This window comes from Pedobacter jeongneungensis, from assembly GCF_039538295.1.
Taxonomy (GTDB): Bacteria; Bacteroidota; Bacteroidia; order Sphingobacteriales; family Sphingobacteriaceae; genus Pedobacter; species Pedobacter jeongneungensis.
This window is the reverse complement of sequence record NZ_BAABBY010000008.1, coordinates 52,279-76,036: the sequence shown is the minus strand read 5'-3', so window position 1 is coordinate 76,036 and position 23,758 is coordinate 52,279. Positions and strand designations below refer to the sequence as shown.

Below are 23,758 nucleotides of genomic sequence, written 5' to 3'. Positions count from 1 at the left end.
TGGTTTTCATCGGTTCCGGAAGCCCTGCTATCCGTTACAATCTTTTTTAAACTTCTGTCATGCTGAGGCACGAAGCATCTGTTTTATAGGTTGCAGATGCTTCGTACCTCAGCATGAAGCATATTTAAGGCTACTGCAAACAAAAAAGGATTTCCACTGCTATCAGGTTTATTTTAGTTAAAATTGTGCATTAAATTTAAGATGAGCAGCGCTAAAAAATCCACTTACATCCTACCTACAATTGTTATTGCACAGTTCCTCTGCACTTCTTTATGGTTTGCGGGCAATGCCGTGTTACCCGATATCGTTAAAAACTTCCCTACCGAAACCAACCTTTTGGCCAACCTGACCAGCATGGTGCAGTTTGGTTTTATCACCGGTACTTTAATTTTTGCTTTTTTTGCCATTTCCGATATTTTTTCACCCTCAAAGGTGTTTTTCATCTGTGGAATTGCCGCTGCGTTATTTAACCTGGGTGCCTGTCTTCCATTATCGGATGTACATTTATTATTGCTTTTCCGTTTTTTAACTGGTTTTATGCTTGCCGGTATTTATCCTGTCGGGATGAAAATCGCCTCCGATTACTTTAAGGACGGTTTGGGTAAATCGCTGGGCTTTTTGGTAGGTGCTTTGGTATTCGGCACCGCATTCCCGCATTTATTAAAAACATTCACCGCAAGTTTCCCGTGGCAATATGTAATTTTTGGTACATCCGCTTTATCATTAACTGGTGCGCTGGCCATATTATTATTGGTGCCGAACGGTCCATTCAGAACAGCCGGACAAAAATTTAATTTCCGTTCCTGTTTTGATGGTTTTAAAAATCCAGGGTTCCGGTCGGCTGCTTTCGGTTATTTCGGCCACATGTGGGAACTCTATACTTTCTGGGCCTTTTTACCCGGCATGTTATTACTTTTTAACAGCAAACATCCCTCTTCGGCTTTAAATATCCCCTTATTTTCATTCCTGGTTATTGCATCAGGCGGAATCTCCTGTATGATTGGTGGCATGTTATCCCAGAAATTTGGTGCTAAAAGAATAGCAACCATCGCATTGGCAATTTCAGGCTTATGTTGTCTGCTCTCGCCTGTTTTCCTGTTCAGTGGTTCAGCTTACCTCTTTCTTATCTTTTTATTTTGCTGGGGTTTATCAGGCACGGCCGATTCGCCATTATTTTCTTCTTTAATCGCCAAAAATGCCCCGGAAAGTTTGCGGGGAACTTCCTTAACATTGGTAAACTGTATCGGTTTTGCCATTACCATCATCAGCATTCAGGTGATCAACCTTTTATCAAAACAGCTTAATGTTCAATATCTATATATGGTACTGGCCATTGGTCCGGTTTTGGGATTGTGGGCCTTACTCGGCAAAAAATCACATTAGGTCTAATTTGCAAAATCTCTTATATTGCAAAAGCTTTGAGCCGATACATAATTGAATATGGAGAACAAATTATCACCCATTATACAACCCGAAGAATTAATCTGGCTAAACCAGGACGACGAAATTGTAATCATCGATGCGAGTGCCGGCTCAAAAACCAGGTATGATGAGCAACATTTGGCAGGAGCACTCTTTGCCGATGTAAATGAAGATTTGGCCAATATCGGAGATTTTGCGGTTGGCGGACGTCATCCTTTACCTACTGCCGAACAGTTTTCTGCCGTGCTACAAAAACTGGGAATTACCAAACACAGCCATGTTATTGTTTATGACGATAAAAATGGTGGTAATGCAGCTGCTAGACTCTGGTGGATGCTAAAAGCCATTGGACATGAAAAAGTACAGGTAGTTGACGGAGGCTTTCAGGCAGCCGTTAAAGCGGGCTTCCCGACAACTGATAAAATAGAAATACCAAAATCTGTTGAAAAATACGAAATCACCGCCTGGAACCTGCCGTTATCAGACATCAACGAAGTGGAAAAAGTAGCCAAAACCGACGATTATATTGTAATTGATGTACGGGATGCCAGCCGTTTTGCCGGTTTAACCGAACCGATTGATTTAATTGCAGGGCATATCCCGGGCGCAGCAAATATTCCTTTTACCGAAAATTTAGATGCAACCGGTGCTTTCCTTGCGCCAGAAATATTAAAAGAAAAATACGCAGAAGCCCTGGCTCATGTAAAACCCGAAAATGTAATTGTACACTGTGGTTCGGGTATTACAGCATGCCATACCCTTCTGGCCATGGATTATGCCGGTTTGCCTATCCCTAAACTTTATGTTGGTTCGTGGAGCGAGTGGAGTAGGAACAATAAGGAAATGGTACTGGCTGATTAGTAATTTGTTGGTCGGGATTTGCAATCCCGACTAGCTGAGCTGTGGATTTCCAATCCACCCAATGATTAAAAATTCTTTGTCTTAAAGCCCGGTTTGCAAATCCCAGTTAACCAGAAAACCTGTAAGGTCTAAAAATCAAGAGTTAACGCCAACAATTTTTAAAAAACATTTTTAATCTAATTTTTTTATCCCTACATTTGCAGGCTAAAATTTTACAGTACTTTGAACCCACTAAAACAATTTTCATTACCGTTTACCGGATTAAAATTGGGAACTCATCAGTTTGATTATGAGCTTGATGATACCTTTTTTAATGCATTTGAGTACTCGTTAATTAAAAGTGGAAATTTAAAGGTAGACCTGGAACTTGAGAAACAAGAGACCATGTTACTTTTAAAATTTAAAGTTATTGGTACCGTAAATTTAGATTGTGATAAATGTTTATCAGAATTTGCTTACCCGGTAAACCTTTACGAAAGGCAGATTGTAAAGTTTGCTGAAGATGAACTGGAAAGCGATGATGAGGAAATTATCTCATTAAGCCGGAAAGATTCCGAAATTGATATATCGGGGCCTTTATACGAAATGATTAACGTAGCGGTACCTTATATCAAAAACTGCGAACAGGCAGGTAAAGATTGCGATCAGGAAATGATTGACCGCTTAAATCAGTTATCTATCGAAAAGCAGGACGAAGAAAATGAACAAACAAGCGACCCACGTTGGGAAGCCCTTAATAAGTTAAAAAAATAATTAGATTATACAGCAATGGCACATCCAAAACGGAAGATCTCGAAACAGAGAAAAAATAAAAGAAGAACGCACTATAAAGCTGTTACTCCTTCTTTAGCAACATGCTCGGCAACAGGTGCTATCCACGTACCTCACCGTGCTTACAACGTTGATGGTAACTTATACTACAACGGTAAACTGGTTATCGAAAATACTCAGATTGGGTAATTTTCTTAAAAAATTGTTTGTGTTTTCAGCGGCTTTAGTCATACCTTAGTCAACTGAAAAATTCAGGATTACACCTGACTTAACACAAACAGATTTTTTCTATGAAAATAGGCCTCGACATAATGGGCGGAGACTATGCTCCCAAAGCAATTGTTTTGGGAGCAATAGCTGCTCATCAATCGCTTAACGCCGGAGAGCATTTAGTTCTTATTGGCGATACCGAACAGATTAAACCCATACTTGCAGAAGAAGGTTTTAATCCAGATCATTTTGAATACGTTCATACTGATGAAGTAATTGGTATGGGCGAACATCCCACCAAAGCAATCGTTCAGAAACCGAATTCGAGCATAGCAGTTGGTTTTAACCTTTTAAAAGAAGGCAAACTCGACTCTTTTGCCAGTGCTGGTAACTCTGGAGCCATGTTGGTTGGCGCCGTATTTAGCGTTAAAACCATTCCGGGCATCATCCGCCCTTGTTTATGTACAATTCTTCCAAAAATTAAAGGCGGTACCGGCTTATTATTAGATGTAGGTGCAAATGCCGACTGTAAACCTGATATTTTATTACAATTTGGCGTTTTAGGCAGTTTATACGCAGAAAATCTTTTGCAGATCAACGATCCGAAAGTAGCCTTAATGAACATTGGTGAAGAAGATGAAAAAGGAAATATGCTGAGCATGGCTACTTTTCCGTTAATGAAAGAAACCAACCTGTTCAATTTTGTGGGTAATGTTGAAGGAAGAGACTTGTTTAATGAAAAAGCGGATGTAATTGTTTGCGATGGATTTACGGGAAATGTAATGCTTAAATTAGCAGAATCGTTTTACGTACTTACCATCAAAAAAGGACTCAAAGATGAGTTCTTCGATCGTTTCAATTACGAACAGTACGGTGGAAGTCCGGTTTTAGGTGTTAACGCTCCAGTTGTTATCGGACACGGAATTTCCAGTCCGCTAGCTGTTAAAAATATGGTTCTCCAATCCAGAGAAATGATTACCACCGGATTGGTAGAAAAAATTAGAATGGCATTTAAATAATTTATTAAAATTCTTAAAATGAGTAAAATTCACGCTGCTATTACAGCAGTAAATGGTTACGTTCCCGACTATGTGCTTACAAACGCAGAGTTAGAAACCATTGTTGACACTTCGGATGAATGGATTACCAGCAGAACGGGAATTAAAGAACGTAGAATTTTAAAAGGCGAAGGTTTAGGTACTTCCGATATGGCGGTTCATGCCGTAAACGGTTTACTTAAAAAGAGGGGTATTGATGCAAGTGAAATAGAACTGATTATCTTTTGCACCACTACTCCTGATTTTACTTTCCCTGCTACAGCGAACGTTTTAGCTGATAAAATCGGAGCTAAAAATGCCTGGGGTTACGATTTGCAGGCAGCTTGCTCCGGCTTTATTTTCGGTCTTTCTACCGGTGCATCATTCATCGAATCAGGCAGACATAAAAAAGTTTTGGTAGTTGGTGGCGATAAAATGTCGTCGATTATCAATTACGAAGACCGTACCACCTGCATTATTTTTGGTGATGGTTGTGGTTGTGCTTTGTTAGAACCAAATGAAGAAGGTTTGGGTATTCAGGATTCTATCCTGAGAACTGATGGCGCCGGAAGAGATTTTCTGGGCATGAAAGCCGGTGGTTCTGTTAAACCAGCTACACACGAAACGGTTGATGCAAGAGAGCATTTTGCACACCAGGAAGGTCCTACCGTATTTAAATTTGCCGTAACCAATATGGCTGATGTAGCTGCCGAAATTATGGAACGCAACAGCTTAACTGCTGATGATGTTGCCTGGCTGGTACCACACCAGGCCAACAAACGCATAATCGATGCTACCGCAAACCGCATGGGTGTTACCACAGATAAGGTAATGATCAACATCGAACGTTACGGAAATACAACCAACGGAACCATCCCGTTATGCTTATGGGAGTGGGAAAGCAGGCTAAAAAAAGGCGATAACATCGTTTTAGCTGCCTTTGGTGGCGGTTTCACCTGGGGCTCAATTTACCTTAAATGGGCCTACGACTCTGAGTAACTGAGTTGAGAGATTGGAGTTGGGAGTTAAACCGGTGCCTGATTAAGCACTATAGCCATTAACTATCAACTATTAAACCATCAACCTTAAAGGGTTGCAAAGAAAAATAAAACAAAAAAAGTATAACTTAGTTAATTCAATAAACACTATTTTTTACATAACTAGCCTAAAAAATGGATATCAAACAAATACAGGAACTGATTAAATTTGTTTCTCGTTCTGGAGTAAATGAAGTTGCTATTGAGCAGGAAAACTTCAAAATCACGATCAAAACAAACCAGGCACCAACAGTTGTGCATGCTACCGTACCACAAGCTCCGCTTGTACAGGCTGCTGCACCAGTTGCTACAGCTCCTACTGCTCCGGTTGCAGCAACACCTGCTGTACCTGCCGCAGAAGACACTTCAAAATACTTAACCATCAAATCACCAATGATTGGTACTTTCTACCGCTCAGCTAGTCCGGAAAAACCAATGTTTGTAAACGTTGGCGACGAGATCAGTGCAGGTAAAGTAGTTTGTATTATTGAAGCGATGAAACTTTTCAACGAAATCGAAAGTGAAGTTTCTGGCCGTATCGTTAAAATCCTGGTTGATAATGCATCACCGGTAGAGTACGACCAACCGTTATTTTTAGTAGAACCTATTTAATCGTAACGTCACCTTACGCCTCGGCCTGTGTGCTCACTGACCGAAATACCGTAAAATTATGATGATCTTCAGTTTTGCATTTTAACAAACTGAAAAAATATAAATGGTTCGTGGCGACACGAACCATGACATTTAATTTAAAAATTTGATTATATCGGTTTACATTACGCAAATGATCAGTGTAATCATATCATCGGTGGAATCATCAATTAAAAAATTATGTTTAAAAAAATACTAATTGCCAACAGGGGTGAAATCGCTTTGCGTATTATCCGTACCTGTAAGGAAATGGGCATCAAAACGGTTGCTGTTTACTCTACCGCAGATCGCGAGAGTTTACACGTACGTTTTGCTGATGAGGCTGTTTGTATTGGCCCCCCGCCCAGTAAAGATTCTTATTTAAATATTCCAAATATTATTTCGGCTGCAGAATTAACCAATGCTGATGCCATACACCCGGGTTACGGTTTCTTATCAGAAAACGCTAAATTTTCTAACATTTGCCGTGAGTATAACATCAAATTTATTGGTGCTACACCAGAGCAGATTAATGGCATGGGTGATAAAGCCTCTGCAAAAGAAACCATGAAAATTGCCGGTGTTCCAACCATCCCGGGTTCGGAAGGTTTGCTTACCAGCGTTAAAGAAGGTATTGCTATTGCCAACGAAATGGGTTACCCTGTTATCCTGAAAGCAACTGCCGGTGGTGGTGGCCGTGGTATGCGTGTGGTTTGGAAAGATGAAGATTTTGAAAACGCCTGGGACAGTGCCCGTCAGGAATCTGGTGCAGCATTTGGTAACGATGGTTTATATTTAGAAAAATACATCGAAGATCCGCGTCACATAGAGATCCAGATTATTGGAGATCAGTTTGGTAAAGCCTGTCATTTATCAGAGCGCGATTGTTCTATTCAACGCCGTCACCAGAAACTGGTAGAAGAATCTCCTTCTCCGTTTATGACCGAAGAACTTCGCGAAAGAATGGGTGAAGCTGCAATTAAAGGTGCAATGGCTGTAAATTATGAAGGTGCAGGTACAATCGAATTTTTGGTTGATAAACACCGCAACTTCTACTTTATGGAAATGAACACGCGTATCCAGGTAGAGCATCCGGTTACAGAAGAGGTTATCAACTTCGATTTAATTAAAGAACAGATTAAAGTAGCTGCTGGAATTCCGATTTCAGGCAAAAACTATACACCAGAAATGCACGCCATTGAGTGTCGTATTAATGCTGAAGATCCGGCAAATAATTTCCGTCCTTCTCCAGGCAGAATCACTAATTTCCATTCTCCGGGTGGACATGGTGTTCGTGTAGATACGCACGTGTATGCAGGATATTCAATTCCTTCCAACTACGATTCGATGATTGCAAAATTAATCTGCGTAGCACAAACCCGCGAAGAAGCGATCTGTACCATGGAACGTGCGCTGAGTGAATTCGTAATAGAAGGGATTAAAACGACTATCCCATTCCATTTACAACTGATGAAAGATCCTAACTTCAGGGCAGGAAATTTCACCACTAAATTTATGGAAACGTTCGAATTTTCTGAATAATAGAAATTACTATAAAATTCAAATCCCATTTTGGTAAAACGAGATGGGATTTTTCTTTGTTAAAAGTTTAAATTTATTTCAGTAAATTTGAATTATGGAAACATTAATTGTACATCCGGAAAATAAGGCCCAATTAAATGCCGTAAAGCAGGTATTAAAGGCCATGAAGATTTCTTTTGAAAAAAAAGAAAAGCCTTATAACCCAGAATTTGTAGAAAAAATTTTACAAGGGGATAAAGATTTCAAAGAAGGAAACTTCACAAAAGTTGACTTAGATAACTTATGGAAATAGTTTTTCTTCCGAAAGCTAACGATGATTTAGATTTTTGGAAGAAATCAGGAAATAGTATTGTACAAAAGAAAATTCATAGTCTTCTGGTTGCTATAAGCGATTCTCCATTTGAAGGCATTGGAAAACCAGAGCCACTAAAATATAATCTAACAGGCAAGTGGTCTAGGAGAATAAATTCAGAACATAGAATTATTTACGCTGTCTCAGAAATTGAACAAATTATTAAAATCTATTCGCTCAGAGGGCATTACAATTAACTTTTAGTTTGAATTTGTCAATATATTCAAGCATTTCTCAGAATAATATAAACTATTTCTATATTTAACACGTAAATACCATTCTATTCAAATAGAATGGTATTTTTGTTTTCAACATGAGCGACACTAAAAAAAATCTACTTACAAAAGCTATCGGGCAAAAGAGCACTACATTAGAGGCAGAAATGTCTTTTTTCGATCACCTGGATGTTCTCCGTAAACACTTAATCAGAGCCGTAATTGCCATTGCCGTTTTTACGGGTATCGCTTTTTACTTCAATGAAGAGATCCTTGATAAAATAATTTTCGGACCGAAAAAACCAGATTTCTGGACCTATCGCATGATGTGTAAACTGGTAGAACATTTTCCATCATTGGGTAAGGATATGTGTATCACCAAAATTAATGGCGAAATTATCAATACCGAGATGGCCGGCCAGTTTAATCTCCAGCTAAACGTTTGCGTAATGTGTGGTATTATTCTCGGGTTCCCTTATTTATTATGGGAAATCTGGCGTTTTATTAAACCAGCCTTACATGAGAATGAGCGAAAATCAGCCAGCGGCTTTGTATTTTTTGCGTCTGTACTTTTTATCATTGGCATTATTTTCGGGTATTTTATTATTTGCGCATTGTCGATTAACTTTTTAACGGGTTATACGGTGAGCAGTGAAATTAAAAACACATTCACAATTGATTCATATGTTTCTTCGATAGCAACATTAACTTTGGGAACCGGAATTATTTTTGAACTGCCTATCATTATTTTTATCCTTTCGAAACTTGGTTTAATGACGCCAAAATTAATGAGATCGAGCAGAAGATATGCAACTGTAATTATATTGATTATCGCAGCTATTGTAACCCCAACGCCTGATATCCTTACCATGCTAACCGTTGCAGCTCCGTTATTTTTATTATATGAAGCCAGTATTTTTGTTTCGGCATACATTGAAAGGAAGAAGAAAAAAGCCGAGGCAGCTTTCTATGCTAACTAACAAAAACATTACGAACGGATTTCATAATTCTCTATAAATTTGACAATGTCTGATACAAAAATTAAAATTGCTATTGGAGCGGATCACGCCGGGTTTGAATACAAAGAAATATTAAAAGATTTTTTACAGGAATATGAGCTAAAAGATTTTGGTACCTATTCTGAAAGTTCTGTAGATTATCCCGATTTTGCCCATCCGGTGGCCTCAGCAGTAGAAAACGGCGAATTTACTTATGGTATTTTACTATGTGGCTCGGCAAACGGAGTAGCCATTACGGCTAATAAACATCAGCATATCAGGGCTGGTTTATGTTGGGAAAATGAAGTCGCTTCTTTGGTCCGCAAGCATAACAATGCAAATATTTTGTGCATCCCGGCAAGATTTGTATCAGAGGAACTGGCAAAAGAAATTACCACTACTTTTTTAACCACTGAATTTGAGGGCGGCCGCCACCAGAACAGGGTTGAAAAAATTTCGTGTTAATAATAAACTCAACTAACTATTATCATAATGAACAAAAAATTTTTAACCCTTGGTTTGGCGTCGCTCGTATCAGCGAGTTGCTTTAGCCAGATCACGCCCCTTAAGCCTAACCAGGATGCGATAAAATTCAGCAAGGCCATCAATCCTGAGAATGCTTACAAACACCTATCTGTTTTAGCTTCTGATGAGTATGAAGGTCGCGAAACAGGAACTAAAGGCGCCTGGATGGCCGCAGATTATATCAGCAATTACTTTAAGTCGTTAGGCTTAAAAGCACCTGTAAATGGCAGCTATTTTCAAAAAATCGATCTGGTTAACGTTACTTTAAAAGAAAGCCAGTTAACCGTAAACGGCCAGCCGAAAGAATATCAAAAAGATTACCTTGTATCACCCAGCTTGATCAGTGATAAAGGTTTCACTTTCTCTACAGACGAAATTGTATTTATTGGTTATGGGATAAAAAAAGATAGCTACAACGATTTTGCCGGTACCGATATTAAAGGTAAAGTAGTAATGATGTTCAACGGAGGCGATCCAACCTTAAAACCAGGTACAAAAATCGACAGAGCAGCATATCGCGCAACATTAGAGGCAAGAGCAAAATATTTTGCTGAAAACAATGTAAAAGCCATTATCCTGATTGATCCTGCTGTTGACAGAATAACCGAAAACACCAAACAAACCTTGAAAAAAGGTAGGGTGATGGTTAAAACCAATGCCGCTATCGAAGCTCAAAAGCAAAATGAAACACCTCGCGTTTCAATTTCGGTAGCTTTAGCAAATGAATTGTTTAAAGCATCTAATACGACTGTTGCTGATCTTCAGAAAAAAATAACAGAGAGCCAGGCTCCTGCTTCAAAAGTATTAAATGTACCTTTCTCCGCAAGTGCAGCAAAAACAGAAACACCTGTTAGATGCGAAAATGTTTTGGGTTATTTAGAAGGTTCTGATCCGGTACTTAAAAAAGAAGTATTGATCCTTACAGGCCATTATGATCACATTGGTTTAGAAACTGATCCAAATGCAAAAGACAAAGTAAATAATGGTGCTGATGATGATGGATCGGGAACAACCGGCGTTTTATTAATGGCAAAAGCATTTACTGATGCTAAAAAAGCTGGAAAAGGTTCTAAACGCAGTATTCTTTTCATGACTGTTGTTGGTGAAGAAAAAGGGTTGTGGGGTTCTGAATGGTATTCGGAGCATCCTGTTTTCCCTGTTGAAAATACCATAGCAGATTTAAATACCGATATGATTGGCCGTACAGGTGAAGAATATTTAGGCAAACCAGATTCAGCAAATTATATCTATTCAGTTGGTTCGAATATGTTAAGCAGCGATTTGGGTAAATTAAGTGAGCAGGTTAATGCAACTTACACCAAAATGAAACTGGATTATAAATATGACGATCCAAAAGATCCGGAGCAGATTTATTACCGCTCAGATCATTATAACTTCGCTAAATTAGGTATTCCGATCATCTTTTATTATGATGGCATGTTGCAACAGGACTATCACAAACCTGGTGATGAAGTGAGTAAAATCAACTTCCCACTTTTATCTAAGCGGGCAAAATTAACTTACTTTACCGCATGGGAACTGGCCAACAGACCTAAACGCCCTGTAGTAGATATGGACGGAAAAGGCAATCCAAAGAAATAATAAGTAAAAATACCAGGCCCCGGCAAAATGTCGGGGCTTTTTTGTGGTTGATACTTTTATTTCATAGCCGTCACCCTGAATTTATTTCAGGGTCCATCTCACAGAAAAGATGCTGATCCCGATAAATTCTATCGTATGGACACAAGTCTCAAGAATCTTTTTTCCGCTCCTATGCCGCGGAGGCATGGTACTTTGGAGCGCCAAATTACCCAAAGCGCTTCGTCAATCCAGCTAGGTGCTTCCACACAAGCCTATCTCACATCAAAAAAACAGCGGCACTCTGTTTTGTGCAGTAATATCGAAGAATTTAAAGTTTTGCGAGATCTGCACAAAACCACTGCGTTTTAGGTTTGATAATGCCAATTGTACCGTTTTGCAACTGTTTTTTTGATTTCCATGCACTTGGGATTGACGGGCGTTCTTCGGTAAAACCAGGTTGTTGTTTAAAGCAAGTTTGCATAACGCCTTAAAAATATATGTCCACACATTAGGATAAATCGGGACAGCATGACGATCTTGTTAGTTACACAGGCTTAAATTAGTCGGTACGAATAAATATTAATCGAATTGAGGTTTATATTTTAAGATTAAAATGTTATTTTTAATAAAGCGGGTTTATGGATCAATTGCATATTTTAGAAAAAATTAAAACGATCCCTGTTGCCTACCAGCAACAAGTAGAAAACTTTATTGACTTTATTTTATACAAGGAAGTAAAAAAGAGGGATGCAGGAAAAACCACCAGAAAATTGGGTTTACTAAAAGGAAAAATGAAAATTAGTGATGATTTTAATGCGCCATTAAACGATTTCAAAGAATACACCTAAAAAAAGGCGTTTTTCTGACAGTATGGTTCAATTTTTATAAAAATAAACTCAGTACGGTTTCCTATCTTTGAATTTATAACGAAATAGCTAAAAACTAAAATCAGTTAATATTCGTTACCCTATTACAAAATAAAATTAATGAATATTGCCGAAGAATTTTTAGAGAAATCTGACGAGAAAGCTTTCGATTTACCGCATCGTAAAACCATAAACTATAATATTAGCAAATACAATGTAGCTGTTGAACGCGGCCTGTCAAAATTCGAAAATTTAGAGGCATCCAAGAAAAAGGCACACGTTACCAAGTGGCGTGTAATGGAAAACCTAGATAAGTTCCTGCCAGAATTCGAATCTAATTTCCAGCGTCGTGGTGGTAAGGTAATCTGGGCCAATGACGCAGAGGAAGCACAGCAGGAAATCCTCAGCATCATCAAAAGAAACAATGGTAAAACGGTAATCAAATCAAAATCGATGACTACTGAGGAAATCCACCTGAACGATTTCCTGGAAAAAAACAACATTGAATCTTTAGAAAGTGATCTTGGCGAGTATATTGTTCAGTTGCTTGGTCAGGCTCCATACCATATCGTTACCCCGGCCATGCACCTCAGTGCAACTGATATTGCACAGTTATTTCACGATAAATTTGGCACCCCAATAGATGCCACTCCACCACAACTTGTACAAAAAGCACGCGAATTACTCCGAGATAAATATTTAAAAGCCGATATCGGCATCAGCGGTGGCAATTTTTTAATTGCAGATACCGGAAGTATTGCCCTGACCGAAAATGAAGGCAATGCACGTTTAAGTACCACTTTTCCTAAAATCCATATTGCTATCGTAGGGATTGAGAAAGTAATCCCTTCTATGGCCGATCTGGATCTCTTCTGGCCATTATTAGCCTCACACGGAACCGGACAAAACCTAACCGTTTACAATACCATTTTAAGCGGTCCACGCCAGCCTAACGAAACGGATGGACCAGAAGAAATGTATGTCATTTTGCTGGATAACGGTCGAACCAATTTATTGGCACAAAAGGATCAAAGGCAGGCTTTATATTGCATCCGTTGTGGCGCTTGTTTAAATGCCTGCCCGGTATATAAAAATATTGGTGGCCATACCTATAATACCACCTATAGCGGTCCGATTGGATCAGTAATTACCCCACATTTTAAAGGGATGGAAGAGTTTAAACATTTAAGCTATGCCTCCAGCCTTTGTGGCAAATGTTCGGAGGTATGTCCTGTTAAAATCGACATCCATAAAATGTTACTCCTAAACCGCAGAGATGCCGCAGCTGCTCATGATAATGGCAAAAAAGAGGAAATTGGCTGGAGCATGTTTAACAAAATGATGCAAAAACGTAAATGGATGGATTTTTTTGGTGGTAAGTTTAAAAACTTTATGCTCAAAAGCTTCTTCAAAAAAAGCTGGGGCAAATACCGCGAAATGCCAAAGGTTGCCGATAAATCTTTTGCAAAACAGTGGGAAGAGTTGAAGAAAAGTCGGGAGTCTTGAGTCCGGAGTCTTTAGTCCACGGCATTAAATCAGAAAGTATATTTAGTCAACCCCATATTTTGTATATTTGATATAGACACTAAAAAAATATGGACACGGTTTTGTTGCAAATCAAAAACGATAAAGCTTACAAACTTATACAAGATTTAGAGGCTTTAAGTATTGTTAAAATCTTAGGAAAAGATAACAAGCCAAAAGAAAATCTTCACAAAAGATTTAGAAGTTTTTTAAATCTGACTGATGAGGAATTTCAACAATCTGTAATTGATGGTAGAGGTAACAGTAATAACTCTTAAATTCCATTTAAGCCTTCAATCTGTGGGATATTTCTTAAAGATTCAATCAAAAACAACTTATGCATTTCAATCGCGGAGATAAAGACGACAAATTCTTACTGAATTTATACAAAAGATTGGCTTACCCCCGGATGGTTGAAGACAAAATGCTTAAACTTTTGCGTCAGGGGCGGATTGGCAAATGGTTTTCAGGGATTGGTCAGGAAGCCATTGCAGTTGGCAGTACTCTGGCCATGCAAAGCGATGAATATATTTTGCCCATGCACCGCAATCTGGGCGTTTTTACCTCACGCGATATTCCTCTAAAAAAATTGATGGCCCAGTGGCAGGGCAAAATAACCGGTTTTACCAAAGGCCGCGACCGCTCCTTCCACTTCGGTACGCAGGATTATAAAATTGTTGGGATGATCTCCCACCTCGGTCCACAAATGGCCCTGGCCGATGGTATTGCACTAGCTAATCTTTTAGCGAACAAACAACACGCTACCTTAGTTTACACTGGCGAAGGTGCCACAAGTGAAGGTGATTTCCATGAAGCCGTAAACGTTGCCGCAGTGTGGGGCCTTCCGGTTATTTTTCTCATTGAGAATAACGGATATGGACTCTCCACCCCAAAATCTGAACAGTTCAGGTGTAAAAACCTGGTAGATAAAGCGATTGGCTATGGCATTGAGGGTGTTCAGATTGACGGGAACAATATTTTGGAAGTTTACAATACCATTAACCAGCTGGCGATGGAAATCCGAAAGGATCCAAGACCGGTTTTGGTAGAATGCCTTACCTTCAGGATGCGTGGGCATGAAGAAGCATCAGGCACCAAATATGTTCCTCAGGAACTTTTTGATGAGTGGGAAAAGAAAGATCCCTTAAGCAATTACGAAGCCTATTTAATTGAGCAGGGTATTTTAACATCAGATTCGGTAATCGACATCAAAATCCAGATCAAAAGAGATATTGAGTTAGAAGTTGAAGAAGCCTTTAATGAAGCTGAACCAGAGACAAATGCAGACCGGGAAGAGGCTGATATGTATTTTCCTTATGAGCAACAGGTTATCCAACCTATTCAAGCTTCCACAGAAAAAAGATACCTGGATGCCATAACCGATGGATTGGACCTGGCCATGCAAAAATACCCCAACCTGGTTTTAATGGGACAGGATATTGCCGATTATGGTGGGGCTTTCAAAATTACAGATGGCTTTACCGCGAAATATGGCAAAGACAGGGTTCGCAATACCCCAATCTGCGAATCGGCAATTGTAGGAGCCGGTTTAGGCTTATCGATAAACGGGTATAAAGCTGTTGTAGAAATGCAGTTTGCCGATTTTGTAACCGTTGGTTTTAACCAGATTGTAAATAACCTGGCCAAAACACATTACCGTTGGGGCGAAAAGGCCGATGTTGTGGTACGCATGCCAACAGGTGCAGGAACAGGCGCCGGACCATTCCATTCGCAGAGTAATGAGGCTTGGTTTACTAAAACCCCCGGATTAAAAGTCGTGTATCCCGCTTTTCCGGAAGATGCAAAAGGCTTGTTGCTGGCAGCAATTGAAGATCCAAATCCAGTACTTTATTTCGAACATAAATACCTGTACAGAAGTTTAACAGTGCCTGTTCCCGATGGCTATTATACTACAGAGATTGGAAAAGCTATTAAACTTAGCGATGGAAATAAATTCGCGATCGTTACCTACGGTTTAGGTGTTCATTGGGCTTTAGATTACCTTAAACAACACCCGCTAAGCAGCGCGACCTTAATTGATTTGCGCACGCTTCAGCCCTGGGATAAAGAAACCGTTCATGAAGCGGTAAAAAATACAGGGAGAGTTTTAATTTTGCACGAGGATACCTTAACCAATGGCTTTGGTGCAGAAATATCAGCCTGGATTGGAGAACACTGCTTCCAATACTTAGATGCGCCGGTAATGCGTTGTGCGAGTTTAGATACGGCAATTCCAATGAGCAAAATACTGGAAGAAGATTTTTTGGCTAAAGCAAGATTAGCAGAAACGATAGATAAATTATTGAAATATTAATGGTTTTGCCACGGAGACACAGAAATCACGGAGAATATTGATTATTATTTCCGTGCAAATCCGTGTCTCCGTGGCTAATTTATATAAACAGCATGAGCAATTTTAAAGTCGAAGGAAATATTATCGACATCACCAAGCGGAATATTTTCTTTGGAGAAGTAGTGGTAGAAGAAGGCAGGATAAAATCCATCATCAAGATTTCTGATCAGCGTGATGGTGCTCATTTTATTTCTCCGGGCTTTATTGATAGTCATGTACATATAGAAAGCAGCATGTTAATTCCGAGCGAATTTGCAAGGCTGGCCGTTGTGCATGGTACGGTTTCTACCATTAGCGATCCACACGAAATTGCCAATGTTTGTGGCATGGAAGGGGTCGATTTTATGATCGAAAATGGCAATACTGTACCATTTAAATTTAATTTTGGTGCACCTAGCTGTGTTCCGGCCACGATTTTTGAAACCGCAGGAGCCGAACTTAACCACGATGATGTAAAAGCTCTTTTAGAACGTCCTGAAATAAAATACCTCAGCGAAATGATGAATTTCCCTGGTGTACTTTATAAAGATGAAGAGGTACTAAAAAAGATTGCTGCCGCGCACCAATTGGGCAAACCTGTTGACGGGCACGCGCCTGGCTTACGTAGCGATGCCGTACAACAATATATCGACGCAGGGATTTCCACCGATCACGAATGTTTTACCGCCGAAGAAGCGCTGGATAAACTGCAGCGCGGCATGAAAATCCTGATTCGTGAAGGAAGCGCAGCCAAAAATTTCGAGGCTCTGATCGATTTATTGAACGACTGGCCGGAAATGATGATGTTCTGCAGCGACGATAAACACCCTGATAGTTTGGTCGAAAACCACATCAATCAGCTTTGCGCGAGGGCGGTAGAGAAAGGCATCGATATTTTCAATATCCTTCAGGCAGCATGTATTAATCCTATTCTTCATTATAAATTAGATGTTGGTTCATTGAATATTAATGATGATGCAGATTTTATCGTAATTGAAGATTTAAAACACTTCAAGGTTAAACAAACCTATATCGACGGATTATTGCTTGCCGAAAATGGTAAAACTGTGGGCGATTGGATAAAACATGTAGAAGATAAAGAATCGGTAAACCATTTCGATTGTAGCTTAAAAAAAGAAGAAGATTTTGTTTATACTTTTAGCGGACAAGAAGAAATCCCGCTGATCGAAGCCTTAGATGGACAGCTGATTACGAACAGGTTATCTGCTAAACCGAAGGTTTCGGACGGAAATATAATCAGCGACCTGGAAAACGATGTTTTGAAAATGGTGGTGGTAAACCGCTATCATGATGCGCCTGTTGCTGTATCTTTTGTAAAAAACTTTGGCTTAAAACAGGGAGCCATTGCTTCAAGCGTAGCACACGACAGCCATAATATCATTGCTGTTGGTGCCGATGATAAAAGTATCTGCGAGGCAGTAAACCTGGTGATTAAGGAAACCGGTGGTGTAGTAGCCTTGGGGAATGGGAAAGAAGAAGTTTTGGCTTTGCCGGTAGCCGGATTAATGAGTAATCAGAATGGTTACGAAGTAGCAGAAAGTTATACTTCGATAGATCAGTTTGCTAAAGAGCTGGGCTCAACTTTAGTCGCTCCTTTCATGACACTTTCTTTTATGGCTTTATTGGTAATTCCACATTTAAAGCTAAGCGATAAAGGTTTATTCGACGGAGATGAATTTAAGTTTCTGTAGTTTATTTTACTCCCTCAATCCGATCAATAAAGACATTAATTAATTTAAAGTCTTTATTAAGTTCAATTACCTGAAGCCATAACTTATTAAGAACATCATGAAATTAATTCATTTTCACATTCCCTAACTTAATATGAATCACTTTCGGCGGAGGATTATGAAGCAAAATATGGGAGGAGAAATCACTATCTTTAGTAATGATTGTCAGATTTTCTGATTGAGCATATTTCCAGATTTCACTATCCGACCATTCATCACCAAGCTCATATTGGTGAATATACTCATCAGAATTCCACAAAGAAAAGAATCTGGGCAGATTTACATCAATGAGAAAAACCTTTTGCATTAAGCTACCGCTTGCTTAATCACAAAACTATGGTTCATCAATTCTGTGGCATAAAGCATACAGGCAGTAATATCTTCAGCCTCTAAAGAGGGATATTGTTTTAAAATCTCTTCTGAAGTCTCTCCTGCTGCCAAAAATTCCATTATGGTCTGCACGGTAATTCTTTTACCTCTTATAATAGGTTTACCACCGCAAATATTTGAATCAATATAAATACGGTCAAAAATTTTTTCCATAACCTAAAGTTAATCAATTAGTTTAATTATTGACAATCTTATTCCACTACAAAAACCTCTGCCAAAGGATTAAACAGATACAAACGTTTATCATCCAAACATATACAACGATACCGCTTCCTGATCCTTTCGCCTTTGGTAAAACGCCTGCCATCTTTAATTTTAAAGTTAGTATTAACCGGAAGTTGTTCTAAGTGTAAAGTCTCTGTTTGATTACGATCATACTTTTTTAAAGCACGCGATAAATGCAGATCTGAACAACTTGAAGCAGCCGGATTAGACATATAATTGTCAATCGCTTTATGGATATCATCAGGAAAAATATTTAATTCGAAAAAAGGAACCATCATCCGCTGAAAATTCTTTTTCCACTCAGATCCGTGAGGCTTTACTTTATTCTTAAAATCATTCCAGGTAAGCAAATGTGCAAACTCATGCACCGTAGTAACCAAAAAAGCGTAGTGGTTGAGGTTAAAATTTACTGAAATGCGGTGGCCTTTGCCCTGATAAGGATGACGGTAATCGCCCAGTTTTGTAGAACGGGTTTTAGAGATCTTAAATTCACATTGAAAATAATCAATCCACTTTGCAATTAGCGGCGCCGCAGGTTCGGGCATGTATTGCGCTAAAACTTTAACTTTCTCCACGGATGCTAAGATAAGAAATTGCTAAAATATTTAAACCATATGAGACATATAAGAACATTTAAGATTTATCATTGAATTAGCTTAATGCAATAATCTGTACAGATCATTTACATAGGTTTTTTGCCCACCCTCATAAATATTCAAACAGTTAAAATTAATTATCAATCCCATTGGCACCTCCAAAAGTTTCATATAGGTTAAAATTTGCGCCTCATGTATTGGTAATAATTTCTCAACCGCTTTTAATTCTACAACTATACTATTTTCAACAAACAAATCACACCATAATTCTGCCTCAACTAAAATTTCTTTATAGTAAACCGGTACTAACATTTCAGATTTGTAATTTATTCCACGAAGAGTCATTTCATGTTTTAAACATTTGTGATAAACACTTTCCAGTAAACCTGGCCCAAGGGCTTTATGAACTTCGATCGCTGCTCCATTAATTTTATAAATCATTGCTTTCAGATATTCTTTATTCACCATGGCTAATATGTTCTTATATGTCTTATATGGTTAAATAGCAAGCTTATTCCTCCGATGGAAACAACGATGCCAGCACCAGTTTAATCTCCCCAAACGAATAATCTTTCCCTAAAAATTCCCTTATCACAGCCATTGATTTTGTTTTCTGACTTTCTACAGCATCTGCAATATTTCTGATTTTATTCGCCTTTACCAGTTTGGTCACATCCAATTGCTGGGTTGATACATAGTAAGCCAAATGCCCTTCAATGGTACCCACAGAAAAACCTCGCTCTTTAGCAATTTCATCCATAGTTTTGCCTTGCTCGTAAAGCTCAAAACTGACCAGTTTGGTATCGATTTTTGGTTCCTTTTTCTTTTTCTCTGCAGCTGATTTCACTTTCAGTGTTTCTCCTTTTAACTGAATAGCTTTTTGAAGCTGTTTATTCCGCTCAACTGTGTTTAGTAATGCGTCTGTATCTGCTTTGCTAAATTCTTTACCCTCAATCAATGCCTGTAAAAGCGCTTTACTTTTGTGCATTTTTTTAAGTTGCTCATAAACCAGAATTTCGAGTTCGAGCAGCTCGGTAACATAAGTTTTGATCTGCTTTTCTTCTTTTATAACTTCGATTTGAGCCAGAAAGCGGTCTGAAATCTCTTTAACCAGCGGATTAAAATATTTTAATGCGGCCACTACCCTTTTCGATACATTAAATAAAGTATGCTCTGTTTGTTGTGCAAATAGGTTTTTCAATTGGTTAACGAAGGTGTCGGCTGTTGCGGTTATTTTTTGGAAATCAGTATAAACGGTATCCGTCCATTCTTCATGCCTTTGCTTAGCCGATTTTTCACTTTTATCAAAAGTTTGACGGTGTTCTTTAAGATAGTAACGGATCAGGTTCAGGTCGAAAGCTGCCAGAAGGTAACTGCGGATAAAAGTATAACTCTCTACGCTGATCTGTTCGTTAAGCACTTCAGAAGGTTGCTTGCTTTTTGAAAAATAATGAACATTCTGATCTTGTTGCAAGCCACTCTCACGCAGATGGGAGGTTAAAACAAGGCCTTTTAAAGACCGTAAACGCGATAGTGCCACATAAGCCTGTCCGGGGGCAAAAGCTTCGCCCACATCAATAATAGCCTTATCAAAAGTTAAACCCTGACTTTTATGTACCGTGATGGCCCAGGCCAGTTTAATGGGGTATTGAATAAAAGAGCCGGCCACATTTTCTTTAATTTCGTTCGTGGCTTCATCCAGTTTATATTTGACGTTCTCCCAGGTGTAGGGTGAGATCTGGATCACCACTTTATCTTCCGGCAGTTCAATTTCAATTATATCTTTTTCTATGTGGTGCACTACGCCGATTTTACCATTGTAATAGCGTTTTTCGGCGGTCATATCATTTTTAATGAACATTACCTGCGCACCCACTTTTAATTCAAGGCTCTTATCATTCGGGTAGGCATATTCATTAAACTCTCCCTGAACTTTTGCCTCGAAAAAGTAAGATTTATTTTTCAGCTGAGTCAACCGCTCACGGTTAATGCTATCCGCTTTATTATTATGTGTGGTTAATGTAATGTAATTCTCGTCTGCCGAAGGTTTAAAATTCTGCTTAAAATGTTGCCTTAGCAATGCGGTATCCTCAGCAGTGATTTTATTGTTCCTCAGGTTGTTTAACAGATCGATAAAAACAGCATCATCCTGACGGTATATTTTATCCAGTTCGATATAAATCGGCGGATTATCCTGCAGGGCCAGTGCATCAAAAAAGTAAATGCTCTTGTAAAATTTGGCCATAATGCGCCACTCGTCATTTTTTACTACCGGAGGTAACTGATGCAAATCGCCGATAAACAATAATTGTACGCCACCGAAAGGAAGATTTCTATTCCTTCGCACATAACGCAAAGCGAAATCGATGGCATCGAGCATATCGGCCCGCAGCATACTCACCTCATCAATAACCAACAACTCTAATTCCTGTAGCATGCGGCGTTTATTGCCTTGCATGTTTAAATGTTTTACTAAAGTTTTGGGCGTATTAAAATTGAAGTTAATATTTTCGTTAATCAAAGCGCCCGCAGCATCAGGGAAAAAAGCACCAAAAGGCATCTGAAACAACGAATGTATGGTTACCCCGGCTGCATTAATGGCAGCAATACCCGTAGGCGCTACAATTAAGGCTTTTTTATGCGTAAGCTGAATGAGTTTCCTTAAAAAAGTGGTTTTACCAGTTCCGGCTTTTCCGGTTAAGAAAACATGTTTCGAGGTGTAATTAACAAATTTGGCCGCAATTTCTGCGGGCATAGAAGTTTCTTCTAAAGTGGGCATCGGCAGTAAAATTTTAGTTAGCAATAAACGGAGGGACGAATAAAGCTAAACATTTTAGCACAAACTAAAGAATGATTGATGAGAAATTTTAATTTTAAGTGGATATTTTTCGGACTAAGCCTTTGTTTAGCCAATAAAGGCTTAATTAAGTCGAATAAATGGCGTTAATAGAATTACTACAAAAGCAACCTAAACCTGACAGAAACGGCAGCCTTCGATTTTTTCTATCGGAGCTACAGTGTATGGCAGGGCTGCAGTAAAAAAAAACCATTGTACCTGCTTTCCAAATCTCAAAAAATTGCAATCACTTTTCAATTAAACAATTAACCAGTTCAAACAGTTAACCAAATTACTTATCTTTGCACCCTGATGAAACAACAATATTCAAATCTTATCGCTGTTAAATTCCTTTAACAAGGTTTCATCTTTTTACACCCAAAATTTTATTATGCTTAACCCTGAAATAGAAAAACGTAAAACCTTTGCCATTATTAGTCACCCCGATGCGGGCAAAACCACATTGACAGAAAAATTTCTGCTTTTTGGTGGTGCCATTAACACTGCTGGTGCGGTAAAAAGGAACAAAGCGAACCAAAGTAATACTTCCGATTTTATGGAGATCGAAAAGCAGCGTGGTATCTCGGTTGCAACTTCGGTAATGGGTTTTGAATACAGTGGCAAACGCATTAATATTCTGGATACACCTGGTCACAAAGATTTCGCCGAAGATACTTACCGGACTTTATCGGCCGTGGATAGCGTAATTTTGGTGGTCGACTGTGTAAAAGGTGTGGAGGAACAGACTGAGAAACTGATGTCGGTTTGCCGGATGCGTAATACCCCGGTAATTATCTTCATCAACAAAATGGACCGTGAGGGTAAAGAAGCTTACGATTTATTGGATGAGATTGAAGAAAAATTAAATATCAGCCTTTGTCCGCTTTCCTGGCCAATTGGTCAGGGGCATACCTTTAAAGGCGTTTATAGCATTTATAACAAACATTTAAATTTATTCAATTCGGATAAAACCAAGGTAACCGATTCGGTTGTGGCGGCAAACGATTTGAATGATCCATCTTTATTAAATTACCTCAAAGAAAACGAGATCAATACCTTAAAAGACGATGTAGAGCTTGTTGATGGCATTTATGGTAAAATAGATAAGGATTTATATACCGATGGTTTGGTTGCGCCTGTATTTTTTGGCAGTGCGATTAATAACTTCGGGATTAAAGAGCTTTTGGATACTTTTATCGATATCGCTCCAAGTCCACGCCACAGAGAAGCCGAAGAACGTGATGTATTGGTTGGAGAGAAAAATTTCAGTGGATTTGTATTTAAAATTCATGCCAACCTTGACCCGAAGCACCGCGACAGGATTGCCTTTTTAAGGATTTGTTCAGGTAAATTTGAACGTAATAAATTTTATTACCATACCCGCCAGGATAAGAAACTAAAATTTTCTAACCCGATGGATTTTATGGCAAACGAAAAAAGTATTGTTGAAGAAGCATGGCCGGGCGATGTGGTGGGATTATACGATAGTGGCAACTTTAAAATCGGCGATACCTTAACCGAAGGTGAAAAACTGCAGTTTAAAGGCATCCCGAGTTTCTCTCCGTCTATCTTCAAAGAGGTAGAAAACATGGATCCAATGCGTACAAAACAATTGGAAAAAGGTATTGAGCAGCTTACCGACGAGGGTGTGGCGCAGTTATTCGTGATGCAACCCGGAAACAGGAAGGTGATTGGTGCCGTGGGCGAACTTCAGTTTGAGGTAATTAACTTTAGGCTAGAGCATGAGTATGGTGCAAAATGTCGTTTCCGTACCTTAAGTTACACCCGTTCGAGCTGGGTAACTTCTACTGACAGAAAAAAACTGGAAGAATTTGTGAAGCGTAAGCAACAGCACATCGGTTTCGATAAAGAAGCCAATCCGGTTTATCTGGCCGATAGCGAATACATGATTAATTTAACCAAACAGGATTATCCTGATATCGAATTCCATAAAACAAGCGAGTTTAAGAGTTAGAATTGAAGGGGAGAGTGATTGAATGAGTGAATTTTGAATGAGAGAATAGCCTCATAGCTGCCAACATTCTCTCATTCAATCG

The 23,758-nt window shown here is 39.0% G+C and carries 24 protein-coding genes; 19 read left to right on the top strand and 5 right to left on the bottom strand.

The genetic code is table 11. The features are described 5' to 3' along the window. Window positions 1–201 precede the first annotated feature (201 nt). From ABD769_RS16490 to ade, 18 genes are all read left to right on the top strand, one after another. Window positions 202–1,383, top strand: a complete 1,182-nt coding sequence (locus ABD769_RS16490) for an MFS transporter (RefSeq protein WP_344852493.1) — start codon at window positions 202–204, stop codon at window positions 1,381–1,383. Between the two features lie 57 nt (window positions 1,384–1,440). Beyond that, on the top strand, window positions 1,441–2,283 hold the full coding sequence (locus tag ABD769_RS16485) for a sulfurtransferase (RefSeq protein ID WP_344852492.1): 843 nt from the start codon (window positions 1,441–1,443) through the stop codon (window positions 2,281–2,283). A gap of 267 nt (window positions 2,284–2,550) precedes the next feature. Then, entirely contained in the window at window positions 2,551–3,036 is a 486-nt protein-coding gene (locus ABD769_RS16480; protein WP_344852491.1) for a YceD family protein, read from the top strand. Between the two features lie 15 nt (window positions 3,037–3,051). Continuing rightward, window positions 3,052–3,243 (top strand): 50S ribosomal protein L32, encoded by a 192-nt coding sequence (rpmF, locus tag ABD769_RS16475; RefSeq protein WP_025143959.1) that lies wholly within the window; start codon window positions 3,052–3,054, stop codon window positions 3,241–3,243. 101 nt (window positions 3,244–3,344) lie between these two features. Continuing rightward, the gene (plsX, locus tag ABD769_RS16470; RefSeq protein ID WP_344852490.1) at window positions 3,345–4,283 is read left to right on the top strand and encodes a phosphate acyltransferase PlsX; all 939 of its coding nucleotides are present in this window, start codon (window positions 3,345–3,347) and stop codon (window positions 4,281–4,283) included. An 18-nt stretch (window positions 4,284–4,301) separates the two neighbouring features. Continuing rightward, window positions 4,302–5,300 carry a beta-ketoacyl-ACP synthase III gene (locus ABD769_RS16465; protein ID WP_344852489.1) on the top strand — a complete coding sequence of 333 codons (999 nt, stop codon included), beginning with the start codon at window positions 4,302–4,304 and terminating at the stop codon, window positions 5,298–5,300. A gap of 173 nt (window positions 5,301–5,473) precedes the next feature. After that, window positions 5,474–5,950 carry an acetyl-CoA carboxylase biotin carboxyl carrier protein gene (gene accB / locus ABD769_RS16460; protein ID WP_113947626.1) on the top strand — a complete coding sequence of 159 codons (477 nt, stop codon included), beginning with the start codon at window positions 5,474–5,476 and terminating at the stop codon, window positions 5,948–5,950. Window positions 5,951–6,169: 219 nt separating this feature from the next. Beyond that, window positions 6,170–7,510: an acetyl-CoA carboxylase biotin carboxylase subunit gene (gene accC / locus ABD769_RS16455; protein WP_344852488.1), complete on the top strand. Its 1,341-nt coding sequence runs from the start codon at window positions 6,170–6,172 to the stop codon at window positions 7,508–7,510. A 94-nt stretch (window positions 7,511–7,604) separates the two neighbouring features. Further along, the gene (locus tag ABD769_RS16450; protein WP_113947624.1) at window positions 7,605–7,802 is read left to right on the top strand and encodes a DUF2683 family protein; all 198 of its coding nucleotides are present in this window, start codon (window positions 7,605–7,607) and stop codon (window positions 7,800–7,802) included. Beyond that, on the top strand, window positions 7,793–8,059 hold the full coding sequence (locus ABD769_RS16445; protein WP_344852487.1) for a Txe/YoeB family addiction module toxin: 267 nt from the start codon (window positions 7,793–7,795) through the stop codon (window positions 8,057–8,059). Before ABD769_RS16450 ends, ABD769_RS16445 begins: the two co-directional genes overlap by 10 nt. A gap of 116 nt (window positions 8,060–8,175) precedes the next feature. Continuing rightward, window positions 8,176–9,057, top strand: a complete 882-nt coding sequence (gene tatC / locus ABD769_RS16440; RefSeq protein ID WP_344852486.1) for a twin-arginine translocase subunit TatC — start codon at window positions 8,176–8,178, stop codon at window positions 9,055–9,057. A 45-nt stretch (window positions 9,058–9,102) separates the two neighbouring features. After that, window positions 9,103–9,540: a ribose 5-phosphate isomerase B gene (gene rpiB / locus ABD769_RS16435; protein ID WP_344852485.1), complete on the top strand. Its 438-nt coding sequence runs from the start codon at window positions 9,103–9,105 to the stop codon at window positions 9,538–9,540. A gap of 27 nt (window positions 9,541–9,567) precedes the next feature. Continuing rightward, window positions 9,568–11,202 (top strand): M28 family peptidase, encoded by a 1,635-nt coding sequence (locus tag ABD769_RS16430; protein WP_344852484.1) that lies wholly within the window; start codon window positions 9,568–9,570, stop codon window positions 11,200–11,202. Between the two features lie 617 nt (window positions 11,203–11,819). Then, the gene (vapB, locus tag ABD769_RS16425; RefSeq protein ID WP_344852482.1) at window positions 11,820–12,029 is read left to right on the top strand and encodes a type II toxin-antitoxin system VapB family antitoxin; all 210 of its coding nucleotides are present in this window, start codon (window positions 11,820–11,822) and stop codon (window positions 12,027–12,029) included. Window positions 12,030–12,167: 138 nt separating this feature from the next. Beyond that, entirely contained in the window at window positions 12,168–13,553 is a 1,386-nt protein-coding gene (locus ABD769_RS16420) for a LutB/LldF family L-lactate oxidation iron-sulfur protein (RefSeq protein WP_344852481.1), read from the top strand. Window positions 13,554–13,642: 89 nt separating this feature from the next. After that, window positions 13,643–13,849, top strand: a complete 207-nt coding sequence (locus ABD769_RS16415) for a hypothetical protein (protein ID WP_344852480.1) — start codon at window positions 13,643–13,645, stop codon at window positions 13,847–13,849. A gap of 59 nt (window positions 13,850–13,908) precedes the next feature. Further along, the gene (locus ABD769_RS16410) at window positions 13,909–15,885 is read left to right on the top strand and encodes an alpha-ketoacid dehydrogenase subunit alpha/beta (protein ID WP_344852479.1); all 1,977 of its coding nucleotides are present in this window, start codon (window positions 13,909–13,911) and stop codon (window positions 15,883–15,885) included. A 92-nt stretch (window positions 15,886–15,977) separates the two neighbouring features. Further along, window positions 15,978–17,615: an adenine deaminase gene (gene ade / locus ABD769_RS16405; protein ID WP_344852478.1), complete on the top strand. Its 1,638-nt coding sequence runs from the start codon at window positions 15,978–15,980 to the stop codon at window positions 17,613–17,615. Between the two features lie 103 nt (window positions 17,616–17,718). Here ade and ABD769_RS16400 read toward each other — a convergent pair whose 3' ends face one another. From ABD769_RS16400 to ABD769_RS16380, 5 genes are all read right to left on the bottom strand, one after another. Continuing rightward, window positions 17,719–17,961, bottom strand: a complete 243-nt coding sequence (locus ABD769_RS16400) for a DUF5615 family PIN-like protein (RefSeq protein ID WP_344852477.1) — start codon at window positions 17,959–17,961, stop codon at window positions 17,719–17,721. Continuing rightward, on the bottom strand, window positions 17,961–18,197 hold the full coding sequence (locus ABD769_RS16395; protein WP_344852476.1) for a DUF433 domain-containing protein: 237 nt from the start codon (window positions 18,195–18,197) through the stop codon (window positions 17,961–17,963). Before ABD769_RS16395 ends, ABD769_RS16400 begins: the two co-directional genes overlap by 1 nt. Before the next feature lie 38 nt (window positions 18,198–18,235). Continuing rightward, a complete protein-coding gene (locus ABD769_RS16390; RefSeq protein WP_344852475.1) occupies window positions 18,236–18,844 on the bottom strand; it encodes a SprT-like domain-containing protein in 609 nt (202 codons plus the stop codon). A gap of 81 nt (window positions 18,845–18,925) precedes the next feature. Beyond that, entirely contained in the window at window positions 18,926–19,333 is a 408-nt protein-coding gene (locus ABD769_RS16385; protein ID WP_344852474.1) for a GxxExxY protein, read from the bottom strand. Window positions 19,334–19,376: 43 nt separating this feature from the next. After that, the gene (locus ABD769_RS16380; protein WP_344852473.1) at window positions 19,377–21,644 is read right to left on the bottom strand and encodes a helix-turn-helix domain-containing protein; all 2,268 of its coding nucleotides are present in this window, start codon (window positions 21,642–21,644) and stop codon (window positions 19,377–19,379) included. A gap of 448 nt (window positions 21,645–22,092) precedes the next feature. Here ABD769_RS16380 and ABD769_RS16375 point away from each other — a divergent pair, with 448 nt between their 5' ends. Continuing rightward, the gene (locus ABD769_RS16375; RefSeq protein ID WP_344852472.1) at window positions 22,093–23,676 is read left to right on the top strand and encodes a peptide chain release factor 3; all 1,584 of its coding nucleotides are present in this window, start codon (window positions 22,093–22,095) and stop codon (window positions 23,674–23,676) included. The last annotated feature ends 82 nt before the right edge of the window (window positions 23,677–23,758 follow it).